The sequence below is a fragment of the Promicromonospora sukumoe genome (genome assembly GCF_014137995.1).
GTDB lineage: Bacteria > Actinomycetota > Actinomycetes > Actinomycetales > Cellulomonadaceae > Promicromonospora > Promicromonospora sukumoe.
In genome coordinates, this window is the sequence record NZ_JACGWV010000001.1 from 2,521,119 (window position 1) to 2,538,876 (window position 17,758).

Here is a 17,758-nt window from a genome sequence, read left to right on the forward strand (position 1 = left end):
ACGAGGTGGTGCGTGCAGGGCAGAAAATGAGATCGGTCGGCGGTATTGAGACCGGTCGGGCGATTGACCGGTCTCAGGTCATCGGACCGAAGTCGATGAGTTCGGTCAGTTGCCCCTGGTCAGTTGCCTCTGGTCAGGTGCCTCCCCTCACTCGCGGTGGGTGCGGATGTCGTCGGGCCAGGCGAGCGTGATGCCGAGCGTGTCCGTCAGCAGCCGCTGGTAGTCGGCCAGCCGCGCGGGGTCGTTACGCACCTTGCGCGGCGGCAGCCCCCGGTCCAGGCAGAACGCGACCAGCGCCCCGACGGCCTCGCCGATGCCCCACTCCACGGGGTGCAGCCGGTAGCAGCCGTTGGTGATGTGCGTGGTGCCGATGTTCTTGCCCGCGGGCAGCAGGTTGTCCACGCGCACCGGGACCAGGGCGCCGAGCGGCACCTGGAACGGGTAGGCCTCGATGTCCACGTAGGAGCGCCCGGCCGTGCTGGGGTGCAGGTCGATCCGGTACCGGCCGAGGCCCACGGTGTCGGGGAACACCTCGCTGCCGGCGCCGTCGGGCCGGGCGAGGACGCCCACGTGCTGCTCGGTGACGGTCAGCTCCGCCTGGATGCGGCGGGCCTCGCGGATGTACGGGGTCTTGGCCAGGCCGTCGGGCGTGCCGGTGACGTCGGGCCGCAGGCGCAGGCCCGGGTAGCCGGTGCCGCCGTCGGGCCGGGGGGCCTCGGTCTGGAGCCAGTGCAGGAACGAGAACGACAGGTCCCGCGATCCCGCGAGCGCCGCCGCGTGGGCGGCGTCGTCGACGCCGGGGCCGAGCAGGGGCGCGGCCCAGTAGTCGATCTGGGGCCAGTTCACGATGGTGACGTCGCCGATCGCGCCGTCGGCGAAGTTCTCCCGGGCCAGCACGCGGCGGAACGTCCACAGCGGGAAGTGGGCGTTGCGGGCGTGGTCGGCGTCGAACAGCTGCCAGGTGCGGCGCTCGAGGGTGATGGGGACGACGTCGTCGAAGGAGAGCTGCGGGCCGGGCCAGAAGGGGGCGACGGCGGTGCGCCAGTGGTCGTAGCCGGCCGGGCGGTCGATGGTGTGGTCCTCGCCGGGGCGGTGCTCCAGGGCGAAGCACCAGGAGATGGCCTGCTGGTCGAGCGGGTCGGCGACGGCGGGGGCGTGCGGCTCACCGGTCTGGTCCTGTCCCTCGGCGCCGATGACGTGCTCGACGTCGGCGAGCTCCAGCAGGTCGCCGAGCTCGGAGGCGTCGACGACGTAGGCGGCCTGGACGGTGGTCTCGTGGCCGTCGCGGGTGTCGCGCAGGGTGACGGCGTCGACCTCGTCGCCGGAGGTGTGGGCGGCGACGGGCTCGTGGCCGAGCAGCAGCTCGATCTGCCCGCCGGCGCGCCAGGGCGCGATCATCTCCTCCAGGACGGCGGCGGCGACGCGCGGCTCGTGGCAGAGGTGGCTGACGATGCCGACGCCGGGGTCGAGCAGCGGGTCCGCGGCGGCGCGCGGCGTCAGGGGGTAGTTGCGCCGGTAGTAGTCGCGGACGCGGCGGCGTAGGTCGGCGTACCCGGGCGGGGCGTAGCGCTCCTCGATCCAGGTGTGCTCGTCGGGCGGCACGGCCTGCGCGGTGAGCTGGCCGCCGAGCCAGTCGGTGGGCTCGGTCAGCACCACGCGCCGGCCCAGCCGGGCCGCGGTCAGCGCGGCGGCGACGCCGCCCATGCCGCCGCCCACGATCAGCACGTCCGTCTTGCGCTCGCTCACGCTCATGCGCTGCTCCCCTTCGTCGGTGCCGGTGATCCAGCAGGCGGCGCGGCCACGGTCTCGCCCTCGACGACGACGCACGGCACGAGCACGTCAGCCACCGGCGTGCCAGGCTCGTCGAGCAGGCCGACGAGCGTGTCGATGGCGAGGCGGCCCACCTCGCGGCGCGGGATCTGCAGGCAGTCCCAGTGCACGGCGGCGTCCGGCCCCACCCCTTCCAGGACGGCGACGGACACGTCGCGCGGCACGGTCAGCCCGCGCTCGGCGAGCCGCTCGGCCAGCGGGTTGGCGAGCCACTCGGCGTCGGCGACGACGGCGGTGACCGCGCCGTCGGCCACGGCGTCGAGCCAGACCGTTCCCGGCCCGGCGGAAGCGGGGCCGGCGGTTTCAGAGCCGGCCGCATCGAGCCCGGCGCCCTCCAGGCCCGGCCGCTCCGGCGAGACATCCCGCAGGCCCCGGCGCTCGACGGCGGACTCGTACCCGCGCCGCCGGTCCGCGTACGACTCCTCGTCGATCCCGGCGCGCAGGTAGGCGATCCGCTCGTGCCCGAGGTCGGCCAGCCGGTCGACGATGGCGGCGGCCGCCGACTCGTAGTCGGGCACGACGCACGTGATGCGGGTGCCGGGCACCTCGCGGCGGCCGATGTGCACGAACGGGTACCCGTCGGCCTCCAGCCGGGCCAGCTCGGCCCGGTCGGCGGCGACGCCGAGCAATACCGCGCCGTCGGCCACGTTGAGGCGGTTGACGCCGTCGCGGTAGACGCGGCGCCGCCCGTCGCTGCCGCCCGTGGAGGTGAACAGCACCAGGTCGTGGTCGATCTCCTCGGCGCGCTCCTCGATGCCGAGCAGGAACTCGAAGTAGAAGTCCTCGCGCGCCCGCGGGAAGACGGCCTCGAAGGTGTGCACGCCGAGCATCCGGTTGCGGCCGGTGCGCAGCTTGCGCGCCGTCGGGTTGGGCACGTAGCCCAGCTCCTTGATGGCGTCCTGGATGCGCCGCACGGTGGCCTCGGGGATGCGGGCGGTGTCGGTGTCGCCGCCGATCACGCGGGAGACCGCGGACTGCGAGACGCCGGCCAGCCGGGCGACGTCGGACTGGCGGGGCGCCCGGGCGCGGCGCGGGGTGGTGGTCACTCGTTCTCCTGTGCGGTGGTGCGGTCGGCGTGTAGCCAGCAGCGGGCCCAGCGGCCGTCGCCGAGGTCGGCGCGCGGCGGCGCCTGGGTGCGGCACACGTCCATGGCGAACGGGCAGCGCGGGTGGAACCGGCAGCCGGGCGGCGGGTCGATGAGGCTGGGCGGCTCGCCCAGGCCGTCGGCGTCGGCGTCGAACAGGGCCTCCCGGTCCCGCGCGCCGCGGCCCGGGTCGGGCGACGACTCCACGAGCAGCCGCGTGTACGGGTGCTGCGGGTCGGCGATGACCTGCTCCTTGGGTCCGCCCTCGACCATCTCGCCGGCGTACATCACCACGATGTCGTCGCAGAGGTAGCGGGCGCTGGCGATGTCGTGGGTGATGTAGAGCAGCGCGAGGCCGTCCTCGGTGCGCAGCCGGTCGAGCAGGTTGAGCATCTCCAGGCGGATGGACACGTCGAGCATCGAGATGGGCTCGTCGCCGAGCAGCACCTTGGGCTCGACGGCGAGCGCCCGGGCGATGACGACGCGCTGCCGCTGCCCGCCGGACAGCTCGTGCGGGAACTTGTCCACGAACTGCTCGACGGGCGACAGGGCCACGCGCTCCAGCAGCTCGCGCACCCGCCGGTCCAGCTCCGCCTTGCCGCGCACCCCGTGGTGCAGCTTGAGGGGCCGCTCCAGGTTGTGCCGCACCCGGTGCAGCGGGTTCAGCGACCCGAACGGGTCCTGGAAGATGAGCTGCACGTCCTTGTGGTAGCCGCGCTCCACACGCCCGCGCCGCTGCCGGACGGGCGCGCCCTCCAGGACGATCTCGCCGCTGGTGGGGGCGTAGAACCCGGCGAGCAGCCGCGCGAGCGTCGTCTTGCCGCTGCCCGACTCCCCCACCAGCGCCACCACGCGCCCGCGGTGCAGGTCGAGCGTGGCGCCCTCAACGGCGCGCACCACCGAGCGGGCGCCGACGGCGGAGCGGACGGCGAAGTGCTTGGTCACGTCGACGGCGGCCAGCACGGGCGGTTCCGGCGCGGCGACGGGGGCCGACGGCGCGGGGGTGGTCGCGGTCATGACGCTCCTCCTTCGGTGCGGTCGGGCCTCGTGTCGGACGCCGGGCCGGACGCCGAGTCAGGTGCCGGGTCCGGTCTCTCCGTCGGCTCGTGCAGCCGGCACGCGACGGCGTGCCCGCCCTTGGTGATCAGCTCCGGCAGGTGCGTGTCGCACCCCTCGAACCGGGCGGCGCACCGCGGGTGGAACGGGCACCCCGACGGCGGACGGCGCAGGTCGGGCGGCGTGCCCGGGATCCCGGTGAGCCGCGTCAGGGGCGCGTGCAGCGGCGGGAACGAGTCGCGCAGCCCGCGCGTGTAGGGGTGGCGGGGGTCGTCATAGAGCTCCCGCGCGGTGCCGAGCTCGACGATCCGGCCGGCGTACATGATGGCGATCCGGTCGGCGAGCTCCAGCAGCAGGGACAGGTCGTGCGTCACGAAGACGACGGCGAACCCCAGCGTCCGGCGCAGCCGCAGCACCTGGGCCAGGATCTGCCGCTGCATGACGACGTCGACCGCCGTCGTCGGCTCGTCCATGACCACCAGCTCCGGGCCGCACGCGAGCGCCAGCGCGATGCTGGCGCGCTGCCGCATGCCGCCGGACAGCTCGTGCGGGTAGCTGCGCGCCCGGTCCCCCGAGATGCCGACCGTGGCGAGCAGCTCGGCGGCGCGCGCCCAGGCGGCGTCCTTGCTCAGGGTCCGGTCGTGGGTGCGCAGCGCGTCGGCGAACTGAGCGCCGAGCCGCATCACGGGGTTCAGGGCGTCCATGGCGCTCTGCAGCACGATCGACAGGGAGGTCCAGCGCAGCGCCCGGAGCGCGCGGGGACTCGCGGTGACCAGGTCGATCGCGGGTCCGCCGTCACGCGGGTGGAACACGATGCTGCCCGCGGTGGTGACGGCGGGCGGCCGCTGCAGCCGCGTGAGGGCGGTGATCAGCGTGGACTTGCCGGAGCCGGACTCGCCCGCGACGCCGAGGATCTCGCCGCGGCGCAGCGTGAAGGTGACGTCGGCACAGGCGCGCACCGGGTCGCCGTCGGTCACGTACTCGACGGTCAGGCCGGTGACGTGCAGGACGTCGGAGACGGTGTCGGTGGTGCCCTGCTCGGCGTCGGACATGATCTGGGTGACCATCAGGCATCGCTCCCTACGGCGGTCTCGTTGGCGCGGTCCCGGGTCCGGCGCACCACGGAGCGCCGCACCGTGCGCAGCTTGGGGTTGGCCAGCTCGTCGACGCCGAAGTTCACCAGCGTCGCGGCCGTCGCGACCAGGGCGATGCAGAGCCCCGGCGGCACGAACCACCACCACATCCCGCGCAGCACGGCGCTCTGCTGCTGGGCGGCCTGGATCATGGTGCCCCAGCTGATCGCGCCGGAGTCGGAGATGCCGAGGAAGGCGAGGCCCGCCTCGGCCATGACGCCGCCGATGACACCCGACAGGAACATCGCGGCGATCCAGCCGGTCAGGTGCGGCAGCACCTCGTGGAACAGGAGCCGGTGGTGCGGCTCGCCGAGGGTGCGCATCGCGAGCACGAAGTCGCGGTTGGACACGCTCATGGCCTGCGCGCGGATGGTCCGGGCGCCGCCCGACCAGCCGAAGAAGCCGATGATCAGCGCGATGACCCACAGCCCCGTGCCCTGCATGTACCCGGCGACGATGAGGATCAGGGGTAGCACCGGCATCACGATGAACAGGTTGGACAGGAAGTTGAGCCAGGAGTCGGTGCGGCCGCCGAAGTACCCGGCGGGCAGCCCGACGAGGATCGCGAGCGACGTGCCGATGACCGCCGACAGGAACCCGACGAACAGGGAGCCGCGCGCGCCCTCGATGGTCTGGGCCAGCACGTCCTGGCCGAACTGGGTGGTGCCGAGCCAGTGGTCGGCGCTCGGCGGCAGGCCGATGGCCGTGAGGTCGTTGGCGCGGGGGTCGAGGCCGGGGATGCTCGACGTCAGCCAAGGCCCGAGCAGCGCGAGGAGCACGAAGAAGCCGATGACGGAGAGGCCGACACGGACCTTCCAGCCCTTCAGGAGTCCTGACCCGCGAGACGAAGGACGCACGGCGCTCACCCCTGTTCCCGGATGCGCGGGTCGAGCACCACGTAGAGGGAGTCGGCCAGGAGGTTGGCGAGCAGGGTCGCGAGCGTCACGATGAGGAAGACCCCCTGCATCATCGGGTAGTCGCGCTTGTTGAGGGACTCGAACAGCAGGTAGCCGATGCCGGGGTAGCTGAACACGGTCTCGGTCAGCAGCGCCCCGCCGATCACGCCGCCGAGCGCCATCGCGAACCCGGTAAAGCTCGGCAGCATCGCGTTGCGCGCGGCGTACCGCAGGATCACGCGGCCGCGGGAGAGGCCCTTGGCCTGGGCGAGCAGCACGTAGTCCTCCCGCACGGTGGTCACGGTCATGTTCCGCATGCCGAGCAGCCAGCCGCCGAACGCGGAGAACACGATGGTCGCGGCCGGCAGCGCCCCGTAGTGCATGACCGAGGCGAGGAAGGGCAGGTTGAAGCCCTCGGCGAGGTTGGCGTCGTAGCCGCCGGACAGCGGGAACCAGCCGAGCACGAACCCGAACACCCACAGGGCCAGCAGCGCCACCCAGAAGTACGGCACGGACGACAGGAACGCCGTCAGCGGCGTGAGGATCGAGTCGAGCCGGCTGCCGGCCTTCCACCCGGCGATGACGCCGAGGCCCGTGCCGAGCACGAAGGCGAGCACGGTCGTGGTGCCGACCAGCAGGAGCGTCCACGGGAGCGCCTGGAGCACGAGCTCGCTCACGGGGACGGGAAAGTTGACGACGGAGACGCCCAGGTCGAACCGCGCGAGCTGCCCCAGGTACCCCACGAACTGCTCGGCGAGGTTCTGGTCGGGGTCGCCGAAGATCGCCCGGATGCTCTCCAGGGTCTCCGGCGGCACCTGCTGCCCGCTGACCCGCTGCAGCTCCTCCACGATGGCGGACGACGGGTCGCCGGGCATGAGGCGCGGCAGCAGGAAGTTGAGCACGATCGCGGCGGCCGCCGCGGCGGCGTAGAAGCCGAGCCGGCGCAGCAGGAACCCCCAGCGGCGCACGGCCCGCACCGCGGCGGGCGGGTCCGTGGCGGCCGACGGCGCCGGGCCGGGCCCGGACGCCGGGGCGGGCGCCTCCGTCGTCGTCATGGTCAGCCCTCCGCCGGCTCGAGGTCGAGCATCGTGAGGATGAGGTCCGGCCCCATGCCGACGAACGGGATGTGGTCGAAGTTGTCCGGCGTCGGCCAGCCCGACCAGCGCTTCGCGTTGATCTCGACGAAGTAGAAGTTGTCGTACAGCGGGCTGAACGGCACCTCGTCGACCACGAGCTCCTGCATCCGCAGGCCCAGCTCCTTGAGCTCGGCCTCGTCGTCGGTGCTCTCCATCGCGGCGATGATCTCGTCGGCCTCCGGGTTCGACCAGCGACCCTGGTTGAGCGTCGCCGACTCCCCCACCGGGACCACGAAGTCGCCGTCCAGGAAGCTGTACACGCCGTAGACACCGGCCCCGCCCGTCGACGCCGCGGCGAGGTCGAAGTCGCCGAGGTTCATCGCGTCGTAGAAGCCCGCCGTCGGCTGGCCCGCGGGCTTGACCTCGATGCCGAGCGAGTCGCGCCAGCCGTTGATGAGGATGTCGGCGTAGCTGCCCCAGTCCCAGTCGTTGTTGAACAGGATCGAGGGCCGGTAGCTCTCGCCGTCCTTGACCAGGGCGCCGTCCTCGACGGTCCAGCCGCCGTCGGCGAGCTCGGCCTTGGCCGCCTCGGCGTCGATCGGCCACGGCTCGGCGAGCTCCGGGTCCACCCAGTCGGCGTACACCGTCGCGTTGAGCCCGGTGGGGCCGGCTTCGGTGCCGGGCCGCTGGAGCGTCGTCGTGATGGCGGACCGGTCCATGGTCATCGCCAGGGCGCGGCGCACGTGGACGTCGTCGAACGGGGGCCGGCCGGCGTTGAACATGGCCGACATCGCGCCGCCGTTCGGGTAGAGCTGGTACAGGTTGTGCTCCGGGTCCTTGGCCGTGTACTCCTGCTCGCCGTTGGCCCACGAGCCCTGCGCGATGTCGATGTCCCCGCGCAGGAGCTGCGCCTTGGCGGCGTCGGCGCTGGTGGGGATGATCTTGTAGGTGGACATGGGCAGCTCGCCGCCCCAGTAGTCGTCCCGCGCGGCGAGCGTGACCTGCTGCGGCTTGAACTCGCCGAGGGTGAACGGGCCGGTGCCGATCGGCTCGGGGTTGGTCCAGGTGTTGAGGTCCTGGTCGGCCCAGACGTGCTCGGGCACCATCGGCAGCAGGATGTTGGCGAACTGCTTCAGGGTGGCGAACGACGGCTCGGCGAACGTGACGGTGAACGTCAGGTCGTCGACCTTGTCGGCTTTCTCGTAGGTGACGCCCGCGATCGAGAACTCCGGCTGCTCGATCGGCAGGTTCAGGGAGAAGACGGCGTCGTCGGCCGTGAAGGGCTCGCCGTCGGAGAAGGTGACGCCGTCGCGCAGGTGGACCGTCAGGGTGGTGCCGGCGTCGTCGAACTCCCAGCTCTCCGCGAGCCACGGCTCGACGACGGCGCCGTTGCTGTAGTCGATCCGCATGAGCGGCTCGTAGACCAGCTCCATGTTGGGCGCCTTGTCGATGGCGGGGCCCACCACGTTGTAGTTGTGGACGAACGTGGTGCCGCCGTCCGTCTTGCCGTAGATCATCGTGTCGTCGCGCCCGCCCGCGGTCCCGTCGCCGGACGACGAGCCGCCCGCACAGGCCGAGGTGAGCAGGACGAGTGAGACGACCAGCGCTGAAACGCGCCGTCCGACCGATCGTGCGTGTCCCATGCCAGATCCCTTCCGCTTCGTCGAGGTGGATCGATCGCTGGTGAGGCGATGCTCATACGTATGAGCAACGTCCCGCGACGATGCGGAGGGCTGCTTCTACGTATGAGCGAGGACACTAGGGGCGGGTCGGGCGGGGTGTCAACACCCTCGGTGCTTCTTGTGTGCCGGCCCGGCTTGGGTGTGACGCAGCCGCACTTGCCCCTGACGTCGACGTCAGGTCTTAGCGTGCTGAGGGTCGGCACTTCGCCGAACTCCCCTCTCGTTTATTGATCGCACCGCGGCCGGTTCCGGCCGCGCGGAAAGGCAGGACCCCATGCGCGCAGCGCGCTACCACCGGTACGGCGACGTCGAGACCCTCGTGGTCGAGCAGGCGCCGGACCCGCACCCCGGGTCCGGCGAGGTCCGCATCCGCGTGGCCGCGGCCGGCGTGAACCCGGTCGACTGGAAGGTGCGGTCCGGTGCGGTGCGCGAGGCGCTCCCCATGGACCTGCCCGCGATCCCGGGGCGGGACGCCGCCGGTGTGGTCGACGAGATCGGGCCCGGTGTTTCGGGTGTGCAGATCGGGGACCGGGTCTTCGGGCTGGGTGGCGTCACGGGCGCGACGGCGGAGCTGGCCCTGCTCTCGGCGTGGGCCCCCGTGCCCGATGCGTGGTCCGACGAGCAGGCGGCCGCCGCGGGCCTGGCCTCCGTGACGGCGCTCGGCGGGCTGCGGGCACTCGGTGACCTGCGCGGACGCACGCTGCTGATCGAGGGCGCCGCGGGCGGCGTGGGCAGCGCCGCCGTCGAGATCGCCGTGGCCCAGGGCGCGACCGTGATCGGGACGGCGAGCGAGCGCAACCACGCGTTCCTCACCTCGCTCGGCGCCGTGCCGACGACCTACGGCGCGGGCCTGGCCGAGCGTCTTGCCGACCTCGCGCCGCAGGGCGTCGACCTCGCCCTGGACACCGCGGCGTCGGGCTCCCTGGCCGACCTCGTCGCGATCGTGGGCGACCCGGCCCGGGTGTCGACCGTCGCCGACCACCTGGGCGCCGGGCGGCTGGGCGTGCAGGTGGCGAACGCGGTGAACGACCCGACACTGCTCGCCGAGGCCGCCGAGCTGGGCCGGCAGGGGCGGTACACGCCGCAGGTCGAGCGGACCTTCGCGCTGGACGAGATCACCAAGGCGCACGGCTACGGCGAGGAAGGGCACGTGCAGGGGAAGGTCGTGGTGGTGATCTGATCGAACCCGGTTCGTAGTTTCCTGTTCCGGAAAGCCGAAGTTCTTGACCTTGCGATCAGCACCCCGGAAGCATTGAATGCGACACAGATCGTCGACCAGGGGGAAACGTGGACAAGCCGCTGCGAAAGCTGTCAGGGGATCCGAGCTGCAAGAACGGCACGTGTCCCACGCTGTGGGGTACCGAGGACAACAAGGACTACGTGGTGCAGGGTTACGTGGTCACCGATCGCGACCGCCTCACTCAGCTCGACCTCCCCGAGGGCGAGACAGCAGTCGTGGTGCCGGCCGCAGTCCTCGAGGAGTATTTCCGTGCTCGCAGGTGAAGAGTTCGGCCGCCTCTTCGAGACGTTCGAACGCAGCGCTTTCAGGTTGGAGACGCTGGCCGTGTACGACGTGGAGGACGAACAGGAAGAGATCGCGCGGTTCCTGGCGGGCGAGGACATGGGCCCGGAATGGTCCGACAACCCATGGATTCGCTCGATGACGGATACAGGTAGGACGGTCTCGCGTGTGCATGTCCTGCGCTCCCCGCTGACGGACTACCTGCGCTACGAACTGTCTGCCTACCCCGGGAACATCGCCGCCGGGGAATCCATCGGGATCATCGACCTGACCGAGGCCCACGTGACGGGCCTGCCTGACCACGACTTCTGGCTCTTCGACGACCGGCAGGTCTATCGCATGCACTACACGCCAGAAGGCAAGTTTCTCGGCGGTGAGCTTCTGCCCGAGGAACGACTCGGGGAGTACCTGGCGTGGCGCGATCTGGCGCTCGCCTACGCCGTGCCGTTTGCTGCGTACTGGGAGCGGCGCTCCTGACCGGGGAATCCATCGGAAGGGCCCTGCGGGCGCTGCGCGAGGCATCAGGACTGACCGGTGACGTGGTGGCCCGCAGGGCTTCGATGTCCGCGGGCAAGCTGTCGAAGATCGAGAACGGGCGGACACTGCCCACCGTGCAGGATGTTGAACTGATCCTGTCTTCCTTCGGCGTATCCGCCGAGGTGAAGGAGCAGTTTCTCGCCACGGCTCGCGCGGAGGTCACCGAGGCCACAGCCTGGCGCCTGTTGCGCCGAATGGGCCCCTGGAAACACCAGAAGACCATCAAGGCGATCGAGGCGAACACCACAACACTTCGCCTGTTTCAAGGTCAGCTCATCCCCGGGCTGCTTCAGACGCCGGAGTACGCGAGTGCGGTGTTCTCGCTCCCACCGGCTCTGCCAGAAGAAACTAGGGCCCGGACCGTCTCGGCACGGCTCGCCCGCCAGGCCACGCTCTACGAGCCCGACCGCTCTTTTCATTTCGTGGTCTGCGAGCACGTACTGCGCTGGTTGGTCTGCGAGCCCGCGGTCATGGCAACACAGCTCGACCGGCTGGTCTCCCTGTCGCGACTGCCCAACGTCACCCTTGGTGTCGTCCCATTGGTGGGCAGGATGCCGGACTTCCCGATGACCTGCTTCAGCATTCACGACGACCGGCTGGTGCTCGTCGAGACGTTCCACTCGGAGGTCACGACCCGGGACCCGCGCGACATAGAAACCTATGTCGATACCTTCACGCGTTTCGCCGCGGCGGCGGTCTACGACAGCGAGATGTGCACCTTGGTCGAGAGCATTCGGGACGACTTCTTGCCGCAACAGGAAAGCACCTAGCCCCCGTCAAACGACGGCCGCAGGATCGTTCCCAGAACCGATGATTACGGGGGCCTGGGAATGGAAACAACTGCGGCACACGGCGTCAGTACGTCGACGAAGCACCTGATCGCACTCGACATCGACGGCACGCTGGTCGGCAGGGACGACAAGGTCCGCGGCGAGACGGTGCGAGCACTGGAACTGGTGCGGGCCAGCGGCCACCAGGTCGTGCTCGCGACGGGTAGGTCACTCGTCGGCCTGGTCTCGGTCGCACGCCGGCTTGGCCTGAGCGAGGGCTGGGCGGTCTGCTCCAACGGCGCGGTGACGGTTCGGCTCGACCGCGCTGCGCCGTCGGGACACGAGGTGATCGAGTGCCGCACGTTCGCGCCCGGACCGGTGGTTCGGCAGGCCTGGAAGCTGGCGCCGGGGTTGCACGTCGCGGTGGAGGAGATCGGTTGGGGCTGGCGTGTGAGTCGTCAGCTCGCCCCTGGTCTGCTGAACGGACCACAGAAGCTGACCCGGCTCGATGAGCTGCTGGCCGAGCCGGCATCGCGGGTCGTGCTTCACGCCGATCGCATGACCGCGCGCGGCGAGGGTCTGCACCGTCTCGGCGCGACCGTGACGCCTGCGGGACCCGACTGGCTCGACGTCACCGCACCCGGCACGAGCAAGGCGACCGCGCTCGAACTCGTCCGGCAGCGTCTCGGCATCCCGGTCGAACGAACCTTGGCGGTCGGCGACGGCGTCAACGACATCCCCATGCTGAGCTGGGCAGCACGCAGTGTGGCGATGGGGCACGCGCCCGATGCCGTGCGGACGGCCGCCGCAGAGGTCACGGGTTCCATCTCCGTCGAGGGTGTCGTCCCGATCCTGCGGTCTCTCGTTCCGGGACACGCACTCCGGCCGGACCTGTCACCGCTGGCTGCACAGCTTCTCGCGGCCGTCCACACCGCCCCCACACGGTCGCCGGGTCGGTTGGTGGTGCGGGTCTGGCACGGCTCCGGCCCAGGCCTTGCAGGCTGCGCGATCTACGTGCTGCGGGGAGGTCGATGGGAACGGCACGCCCCGGTCCCTTCGGGTACCTCGACCACGATGCGCGACGTCGAACGCGCGGCCCGGGAGGCCGGGCTGACATACCCCCGGGGAGAGGAAGGACGGCGGCGAGCCCACTGGCGCACGGCCCCGATAGACCGCCCGGAGGCGTCGGCCGCGTTCGAGCTCCCCTTGACCCCACCAGAGCGACCGCCACTCCCCTGACCTGCGCCAACCAGGTGCTAGACACGGTGATATCTGTTGACCGCTCTCTCGCGCGCAGGCCAATATTGCGGCCGTGACGTCGCCCACCCGCAGCCGGGACCGAAACCGCGCCCTGGCAGCCCAGACCATGGACGCCGTGCAGACGGGCGGCTACGACGTCAACGGACGGCACGTCACCATCGCGGCGCAGGTGAGCGCCGCCGTCGCCGGGACCCGCCTGATCCTCCCGGACGCACCGCTGCCGGAATCCACCACCTGGTCCGGCCCCACCACCGTCGAGGTGACCGACGAGTCCAGCCTCGCCGCCGCGCGACGCCTCGGCCCGGGCACCGCATGCCTGGTCTTCGCGTCGGCGCGCAACCCGGGCGGCGGTTTCCTCAACGGCGCGCAGGCCCAGGAGGAGGCGATCGCGCGCAGCTCGGCGCTGTACGCGGCCCAGACGACCGTGCCCGAGTTCTACGAGCACCACCGCCGCGAGGCGTCTCTGGTCTACAGCGACCGGATCATCGTCTCCCCCGACGTCCCCGTCTTCCGGGACGACGACGGCGCCCTGCTCGCCGAGCCCTACCCGGTCACGTTCCTGACGGCCGCGGCCCCGAACCGATCGGCCGTCGAGCGCAACCAGCCCGCTGCCGTCCGCGACGTCGTCCCGTCCCTGTTCCGCAGGGCGGCCCGCGTGCTCGACGTCGCTGCCGCCCACGGCAGCCGCCGCCTCGTGCTGGGCGCGTGGGGCTGCGGGGTCTTCGGCAACGACGCGGCCGACGTCGCGAGTGCCTTCGCACAGGCCCTCGCCGGTCCGCCGAGGTTCGAACAGGTCACCTTCGCGATCCTGGATCACCGGCCCGGCCGGCCGGTGCTCGGTGCTTTCGAGCGGTCCCTGGAGAAGCCGACGGCGCGGGCGTGAGTGACACCCGCACCATCTCAGCCCTGCGGATCGACCAAGTGATCGAGGTCCTGGGCGAAGACGCGTTCGACCTGTGGCCCGTCGTCGGACAAGGAGGTCACTGGTACCTCGCTCTGCACGGTGAGCTGTCCGACGCCGAGGTCGGCACAGCCGTGCATCAGATCCTGCGCTGGTTCCACACCGACGAGAACGGCGACGAGGCGCCGAGCCTCGACGTCTACCTCGGTCAGGCCCTCGGACCGCACGATCCGGACGGCACGCAGCCGATGGCCATGGGCGGCCCGCGGTTCACCGATACGAGCACCGGGGATGTCGTCATCCCTGGCTGCTGCAATTCGCTCGACGAACGCTTCGAGATCCTCGAGGTGCTCGACGGCGGCCGCACCGAGTGCTGGCTCGGGCACAGCCCCGTTGCTGCTGTCACCCTGCGCCACGGCCTCGTCGAGATCATCCAGGATGCCGAGGAGCCGGCGAGCGCCGTCCTGCGGTTCTCCCCGGAGGAGATGCGTGGCGCCCTCGCCCGAGCCGAGGCCGACCTCGACGGGTTCCGCGAGCGGGTCGCCGTCTGGGCGCGCACGCACGCACCCGAGCACTCCGGCGCACTGTTCGACGCCGTAGCTGGTGCGCTCGTCGCCGGCCCTCGCTGAACCGCGCGGGCGGAAGCCGCTCATCCGGACCACTCCCCGGCCAATCATCCTGTTCGGGTGACGTCGAGGCCTCAGATTTCGACGATGTTGGTTGAGAGCCCGGCGCGGGCACGCAAGGAGAACCGACATGAGCGACCCGACACCCCTCCCCCGGATCGTCCGTCGCCCCGTCGACAGCATCGAGTCGCGCGAGTCCACGGCACTGCTCGCCGGCGCTGGCGCCTTCGTGCTCGGGACGCTGGTGGGGTTCATCGTGTTCCAGGGCCGAGCCGTCCCGATCTCCGGCCGCGGCTCGGTCGGCGACTTTGCCGCGCTCGGCGGAGCGCTCGTTGCCGCCGTCGCGTTCCTCCTCGGTTGCGCCCTGCGGCGCACGCAGGCCGGGCGTAAGCCACCGGCCGACGACGCCCGCCCGCGGCTGCGCTGGTTCGACATCGCGGCGCTGACCCTGGCCCACGCCGTCATCGCGCTGCTCGGCTGGATCGCCGTCGCCTCGGTGGTGAGCAGGAGCTTCGTCGGCGCGACGGCGTACCCGACGTCGGCCGCCCTGCTCGCCGGGGTCGCTCTCGCCGTGACCGCCTACCTGGCGTTCCTCTCGGCCGTGAACCTCACCCCGATGATGCTGTCGCTCGTCCTGGCCGTGTTCCTGGCGGTCGGCGTCTTCGCCAGCATGCTCAGCGCCACCGACCCGCTCTGGTGGCAGGACAACCTCAGCGCCCTCGGGATGAGCGACGACGTCTCGTCGCTCACGTTCAACCTGACGTTGATAGTCGCCGGCGCCATGGTCACGACCATCGCGCACTACGCGACGGCGTACCTCCCACACTCCACGCACCGGGAGCTGCGCGGACGACGCCGGGTGCGGACGGCGCTCGTGCTCATCGGCGTGCTGCTGGCCTGCGTGGGTATCTTCCCGGTCGATGACTTCTTCTGGCTGCACACCACCGCCGCCAGCGGGATGGTGGTCGTCTACGTGGTGATGGTCGCGCGCCTGCGCCGGCTGCTCCCGTCGATGCCGCGGGTGTTCGTGCTCCTCGGCTACGTCTACGTCGCCGTCATCGTGGTCCTGGTGGTCTTCTTCGTCACCGGGTACTACAACCTGACGGCGGTCGAGCTGGTGGCGGCGGTGCTCATCTTCAGCTGGATCATCGTCTTCCTGCGCAACACGGGAGCGGTCGAGCAGTCCCGGGTCGAGTCGGCGAAGGGCCAGCGCGCCCTCAACAACTAGTGGTCAGGGCGCTATCTTCGGCCTGTGCCCTCACCCCGCGAGTTCTACCTGGCCCGTCCCGTACCGCCCCACCCCGCGCGCGCTGCCGCCGTCTGCTCGGGCTTCCTCGTGATCGGTGTCGGGGTCACCATCTGGGCCTCGCTCGATACCTCGGGCCCCATGTCGCTGCTGCCGGTCCAACGCGTCATGGCGTACGTCGTGGCCGCTCTTCTCATCACGATCAGCATCGCCGCACCGGTGGCCTCCTGGCGGCAACGGCGAAGGCCGGCCGACGTGGCTCCCGCGCTCGTGCTCGACGACCGGGGGTTCACCACGTGGGGCGACCTGCGGGTCAGATGGGACGACGTCACCTCCTGGGAGGTCTTCCACCACGACGAGGTCTATGACGACGACGTCCCGGAGGACCATCCCGACTACATCGGCCCGTCCCGGGTCGACGAGCTCTTGATCCTCGTCCACGTCGAGCACCCCGAGGTGATGCTGCGCCGCCTCGCGCCGGAGGTGCGTAGCGAGTACGAGAACGACGCCTACGGCCAGGGCAAGCGGTTCGGCACCCCGATCAGGTTCGGTGCCGACGACCTCGACGCACCCTCCGACGAGGTCATCGCGGAGTTCGAGCGCTACAGCGGGACGCATCCGCGGACCGCCTGAACGACGGCCGGCGCCATCCCCTCGGGCGCGCCGTGCCGCCACTTCAGGCCGAAGGCAGCCGCCCAGCGGTGTCGGCCGGACCCAGGTTCGTCAGGATCTGGTCGTCGAGCACGCTGTCGTACCGGGACTGGGCCTCCAACACCTCCTCGACGTGTGCCTCGGCCCAGACCTCCAGGGCGAGCAGCGGCTCGTGGAGGGTCCGGCCGAGCCGGGTGAGCCGGTAGCGCGCCGCGTCGTCGGCGTCACGGAAGCGCTCGACCATGCCGTCCCGTTCGAGTGCACGCAGCGTGTCGACCAGCACCTTCTTGGTGATTCCGCCCACCTGCCCGTGCAGCTCCGAGAAGCGGAGCGGTGCGCCGTGCAGAAGGATGACGATCATCGCCGTCCACTTGTTGGCGATCCGTGCGAGGGACTCGCGGGACGGACAGCTGGCCGAGAAGACGGTCCACTGCCGTGTCTCGGGCTCCTTCGTGGTCACGTTGAGGTAACCGCCTCTCCGTCCGCATGCTGAGGTCCCAGGTAACCCGAGGATGGGAGCAATGATGTCGGCAAATGATGTGATCGCGCGATACGGCGCCGCCATGGCGGCAGGCGACATGGCCGCCCTCCGGTCTGTGCTGAGCGACGACGCGGTGTGGCACCAGCCCGGTTCCAACCAGCTCTCCGGCGACCACGTGGGCCCCGAGGCGATCGTCGCCCACCTGGGTCGGTTCATGGAGCTCAGCGGTGGGACGTTCGCACTGACCACGCAGTCCGTGGCCGACGCCGGGGCCCTGGTCTCGACCACCGTACGGTTCACCGCCTCGCGAGCCGACCACCCCGACCTCGACCAGCACGGTGTCGACGTCTTCCGGGTCGCGGGAGACCAGATCGCCGAGGTCTGGCTCGTCAGCGAGGACCAGGCCGCAGAGGACCACTTCTGGGGCACCGGACAGCCGTAGGCTCGCGGGTCGATCCCCCTCGGCCGCATGCGCCCCGCGAATTCCCGGGCACGATAGGGGTGCCGACCGACACGCTACGGTCAGATCCGAGAACCACCACGGAGGACAGCGATGAGCATCGAGACCCCGCGCCACACCGCCACGGCGACCACCCACATCGCCGAGCCGCCCGAGCGGGTCTGGGCCGAGCTCACGCATCCCGGGGCGCGGTGGATGCTGGGCGCGAACGTCGAGACGGACTACCGGCCGGGCAGCCCGATCGTCTTCGAGGGTCACTTCTTCGGCCGGGTCTTCGCCGACAAGGGCACCGTCATCGCCGTCGACCGCCCGCGCCTGCTGCACTTCACGCACTTCGCGCCGCTCGGCGGCCTCCCGGACATCCCCGAGAACTACCACGAGATCCGGATCGAGCTCACGCCCGACGACGCCGGCACGCGCGTCACCGTGACGCAGGAGAACATCGACACCGCGCAGCACGCGACCGCCTCCGCGGGGCACTGGAAGGACGCGCTCGCCACCCTCGCCCACCGCGACGACGGCTCGGGTTCGACCCACTGGTGAGCCG

Annotated in this window: 19 protein-coding genes; 11 read left to right on the plus strand and 8 right to left on the minus strand. The window is 71.1% G+C overall.

From position 1 onward, the window contains the following. Window positions 1–147: 147 nt before the first annotated feature. From FHX71_RS11130 to FHX71_RS11160, 7 genes are read right to left on the minus strand one after another with little or no spacing between them, the layout of a single operon-like run. Window positions 148–1,752, minus strand: coding sequence for an FAD-dependent oxidoreductase (locus FHX71_RS11130; protein ID WP_220489642.1), 1,605 nt, complete (start codon window positions 1,750–1,752; stop codon window positions 148–150). Next, the gene (locus FHX71_RS11135) at window positions 1,749–2,876 is read right to left on the minus strand and encodes a LacI family DNA-binding transcriptional regulator (RefSeq protein ID WP_182616201.1); all 1,128 of its coding nucleotides are present in this window, start codon (window positions 2,874–2,876) and stop codon (window positions 1,749–1,751) included. Before FHX71_RS11135 ends, FHX71_RS11130 begins: the two co-directional genes overlap by 4 nt. Beyond that, window positions 2,873–3,931 (minus strand): ABC transporter ATP-binding protein, encoded by a 1,059-nt coding sequence (locus tag FHX71_RS11140; RefSeq protein ID WP_182616203.1) that lies wholly within the window; start codon window positions 3,929–3,931, stop codon window positions 2,873–2,875. Before FHX71_RS11140 ends, FHX71_RS11135 begins: the two co-directional genes overlap by 4 nt. Beyond that, entirely contained in the window at window positions 3,928–5,037 is a 1,110-nt protein-coding gene (locus FHX71_RS11145) for an ABC transporter ATP-binding protein (RefSeq protein ID WP_182616205.1), read from the minus strand. The genes FHX71_RS11140 and FHX71_RS11145 overlap by 4 nt, the downstream gene beginning before the upstream one ends. After that, complete coding sequence (locus tag FHX71_RS11150) at window positions 5,037–5,960, minus strand: ABC transporter permease (RefSeq protein ID WP_182616207.1); 924 nt, start codon at window positions 5,958–5,960, stop codon at window positions 5,037–5,039. The genes FHX71_RS11145 and FHX71_RS11150 overlap by 1 nt, the downstream gene beginning before the upstream one ends. Before the next feature lie 5 nt (window positions 5,961–5,965). After that, a complete protein-coding gene (locus FHX71_RS11155; RefSeq protein WP_246402525.1) occupies window positions 5,966–7,054 on the minus strand; it encodes an ABC transporter permease in 1,089 nt (362 codons plus the stop codon). Window positions 7,055–7,056: 2 nt separating this feature from the next. Continuing rightward, window positions 7,057–8,718, minus strand: a complete 1,662-nt coding sequence (locus FHX71_RS11160; RefSeq protein WP_246402526.1) for an ABC transporter substrate-binding protein — start codon at window positions 8,716–8,718, stop codon at window positions 7,057–7,059. 313 nt (window positions 8,719–9,031) lie between these two features. On the opposite strand from FHX71_RS11160, the gene FHX71_RS11165 reads away from it, so the two are divergent. From FHX71_RS11165 to FHX71_RS11205, 9 genes are all read left to right on the plus strand, one after another. Continuing rightward, a complete protein-coding gene (locus FHX71_RS11165; protein WP_182616210.1) occupies window positions 9,032–9,937 on the plus strand; it encodes an NADP-dependent oxidoreductase in 906 nt (301 codons plus the stop codon). Window positions 9,938–10,044: 107 nt separating this feature from the next. After that, window positions 10,045–10,260: a hypothetical protein gene (locus FHX71_RS11170; RefSeq protein WP_220489643.1), complete on the plus strand. Its 216-nt coding sequence runs from the start codon at window positions 10,045–10,047 to the stop codon at window positions 10,258–10,260. Continuing rightward, window positions 10,247–10,756 carry a DUF6879 family protein gene (locus FHX71_RS11175; RefSeq protein WP_182616211.1) on the plus strand — a complete coding sequence of 170 codons (510 nt, stop codon included), beginning with the start codon at window positions 10,247–10,249 and terminating at the stop codon, window positions 10,754–10,756. Before FHX71_RS11170 ends, FHX71_RS11175 begins: the two co-directional genes overlap by 14 nt. Then, window positions 10,693–11,586 (plus strand): helix-turn-helix domain-containing protein, encoded by an 894-nt coding sequence (locus FHX71_RS11180; protein ID WP_312877014.1) that lies wholly within the window; start codon window positions 10,693–10,695, stop codon window positions 11,584–11,586. Before FHX71_RS11175 ends, FHX71_RS11180 begins: the two co-directional genes overlap by 64 nt. A gap of 60 nt (window positions 11,587–11,646) precedes the next feature. Further along, complete coding sequence (locus FHX71_RS11185) at window positions 11,647–12,825, plus strand: HAD family hydrolase (protein WP_182616213.1); 1,179 nt, start codon at window positions 11,647–11,649, stop codon at window positions 12,823–12,825. A gap of 73 nt (window positions 12,826–12,898) precedes the next feature. Next, the gene (locus FHX71_RS11190; protein ID WP_312877015.1) at window positions 12,899–13,729 is read left to right on the plus strand and encodes a TIGR02452 family protein; all 831 of its coding nucleotides are present in this window, start codon (window positions 12,899–12,901) and stop codon (window positions 13,727–13,729) included. Next, window positions 13,726–14,376, plus strand: coding sequence for a hypothetical protein (locus tag FHX71_RS11195; RefSeq protein WP_182616215.1), 651 nt, complete (start codon window positions 13,726–13,728; stop codon window positions 14,374–14,376). The genes FHX71_RS11190 and FHX71_RS11195 overlap by 4 nt, the downstream gene beginning before the upstream one ends. Before the next feature lie 127 nt (window positions 14,377–14,503). After that, window positions 14,504–15,601, plus strand: coding sequence for a hypothetical protein (locus tag FHX71_RS11200; protein WP_182616217.1), 1,098 nt, complete (start codon window positions 14,504–14,506; stop codon window positions 15,599–15,601). 24 nt (window positions 15,602–15,625) lie between these two features. Beyond that, window positions 15,626–16,252 carry a hypothetical protein gene (locus FHX71_RS11205; protein WP_182616219.1) on the plus strand — a complete coding sequence of 209 codons (627 nt, stop codon included), beginning with the start codon at window positions 15,626–15,628 and terminating at the stop codon, window positions 16,250–16,252. 43 nt (window positions 16,253–16,295) lie between these two features. On the opposite strand, the gene FHX71_RS29730 is transcribed toward FHX71_RS11205, so the two are convergent. Continuing rightward, a complete protein-coding gene (locus tag FHX71_RS29730) occupies window positions 16,296–16,730 on the minus strand; it encodes a winged helix-turn-helix transcriptional regulator (RefSeq protein WP_312877016.1) in 435 nt (144 codons plus the stop codon). A gap of 64 nt (window positions 16,731–16,794) precedes the next feature. On the opposite strand from FHX71_RS29730, the gene FHX71_RS11215 reads away from it, so the two are divergent. Together FHX71_RS11215 and FHX71_RS11220 are read left to right on the plus strand one after the other, a co-directional pair. Beyond that, window positions 16,795–17,193, plus strand: a complete 399-nt coding sequence (locus tag FHX71_RS11215) for a nuclear transport factor 2 family protein (RefSeq protein WP_182616223.1) — start codon at window positions 16,795–16,797, stop codon at window positions 17,191–17,193. A gap of 111 nt (window positions 17,194–17,304) precedes the next feature. Further along, window positions 17,305–17,754, plus strand: coding sequence for an SRPBCC family protein (locus FHX71_RS11220; protein ID WP_182616224.1), 450 nt, complete (start codon window positions 17,305–17,307; stop codon window positions 17,752–17,754). The last annotated feature ends 4 nt before the right edge of the window (window positions 17,755–17,758 follow it).

What these genes read in the sequence shown, in the direction of transcription:
- FHX71_RS11130 (WP_220489642.1), bottom strand. Translation starts at nt 1,752, where the DNA reads ATGAGCGTGAGCGAGCGCAAGACGGACGTGCTGATCGTGGGCGGCGGC.
- FHX71_RS11140 (WP_182616203.1), bottom strand. Translation starts at nt 3,931, where the DNA reads ATGACCGCGACCACCCCCGCGCCGTCGGCCCCCGTCGCCGCGCCGGAA.
- FHX71_RS11145 (WP_182616205.1), bottom strand. Translation starts at nt 5,037, where the DNA reads ATGGTCACCCAGATCATGTCCGACGCCGAGCAGGGCACCACCGACACC.
- FHX71_RS11155 (WP_246402525.1), bottom strand. Translation starts at nt 7,054, where the DNA reads ATGACGACGACGGAGGCGCCCGCCCCGGCGTCCGGGCCCGGCCCGGCG.
- FHX71_RS11160 (WP_246402526.1), bottom strand. Translation starts at nt 8,718, where the DNA reads ATGGGACACGCACGATCGGTCGGACGGCGCGTTTCAGCGCTGGTCGTC.
- FHX71_RS11165 (WP_182616210.1), top strand. Translation starts at nt 9,032, where the DNA reads ATGCGCGCAGCGCGCTACCACCGGTACGGCGACGTCGAGACCCTCGTG.
- FHX71_RS11185 (WP_182616213.1), top strand. Translation starts at nt 11,647, where the DNA reads ATGGAAACAACTGCGGCACACGGCGTCAGTACGTCGACGAAGCACCTG.
- FHX71_RS11200 (WP_182616217.1), top strand. Translation starts at nt 14,504, where the DNA reads ATGAGCGACCCGACACCCCTCCCCCGGATCGTCCGTCGCCCCGTCGAC.
- FHX71_RS11215 (WP_182616223.1), top strand. Translation starts at nt 16,795, where the DNA reads ATGTCGGCAAATGATGTGATCGCGCGATACGGCGCCGCCATGGCGGCA.
- FHX71_RS11220 (WP_182616224.1), top strand. Translation starts at nt 17,305, where the DNA reads ATGAGCATCGAGACCCCGCGCCACACCGCCACGGCGACCACCCACATC.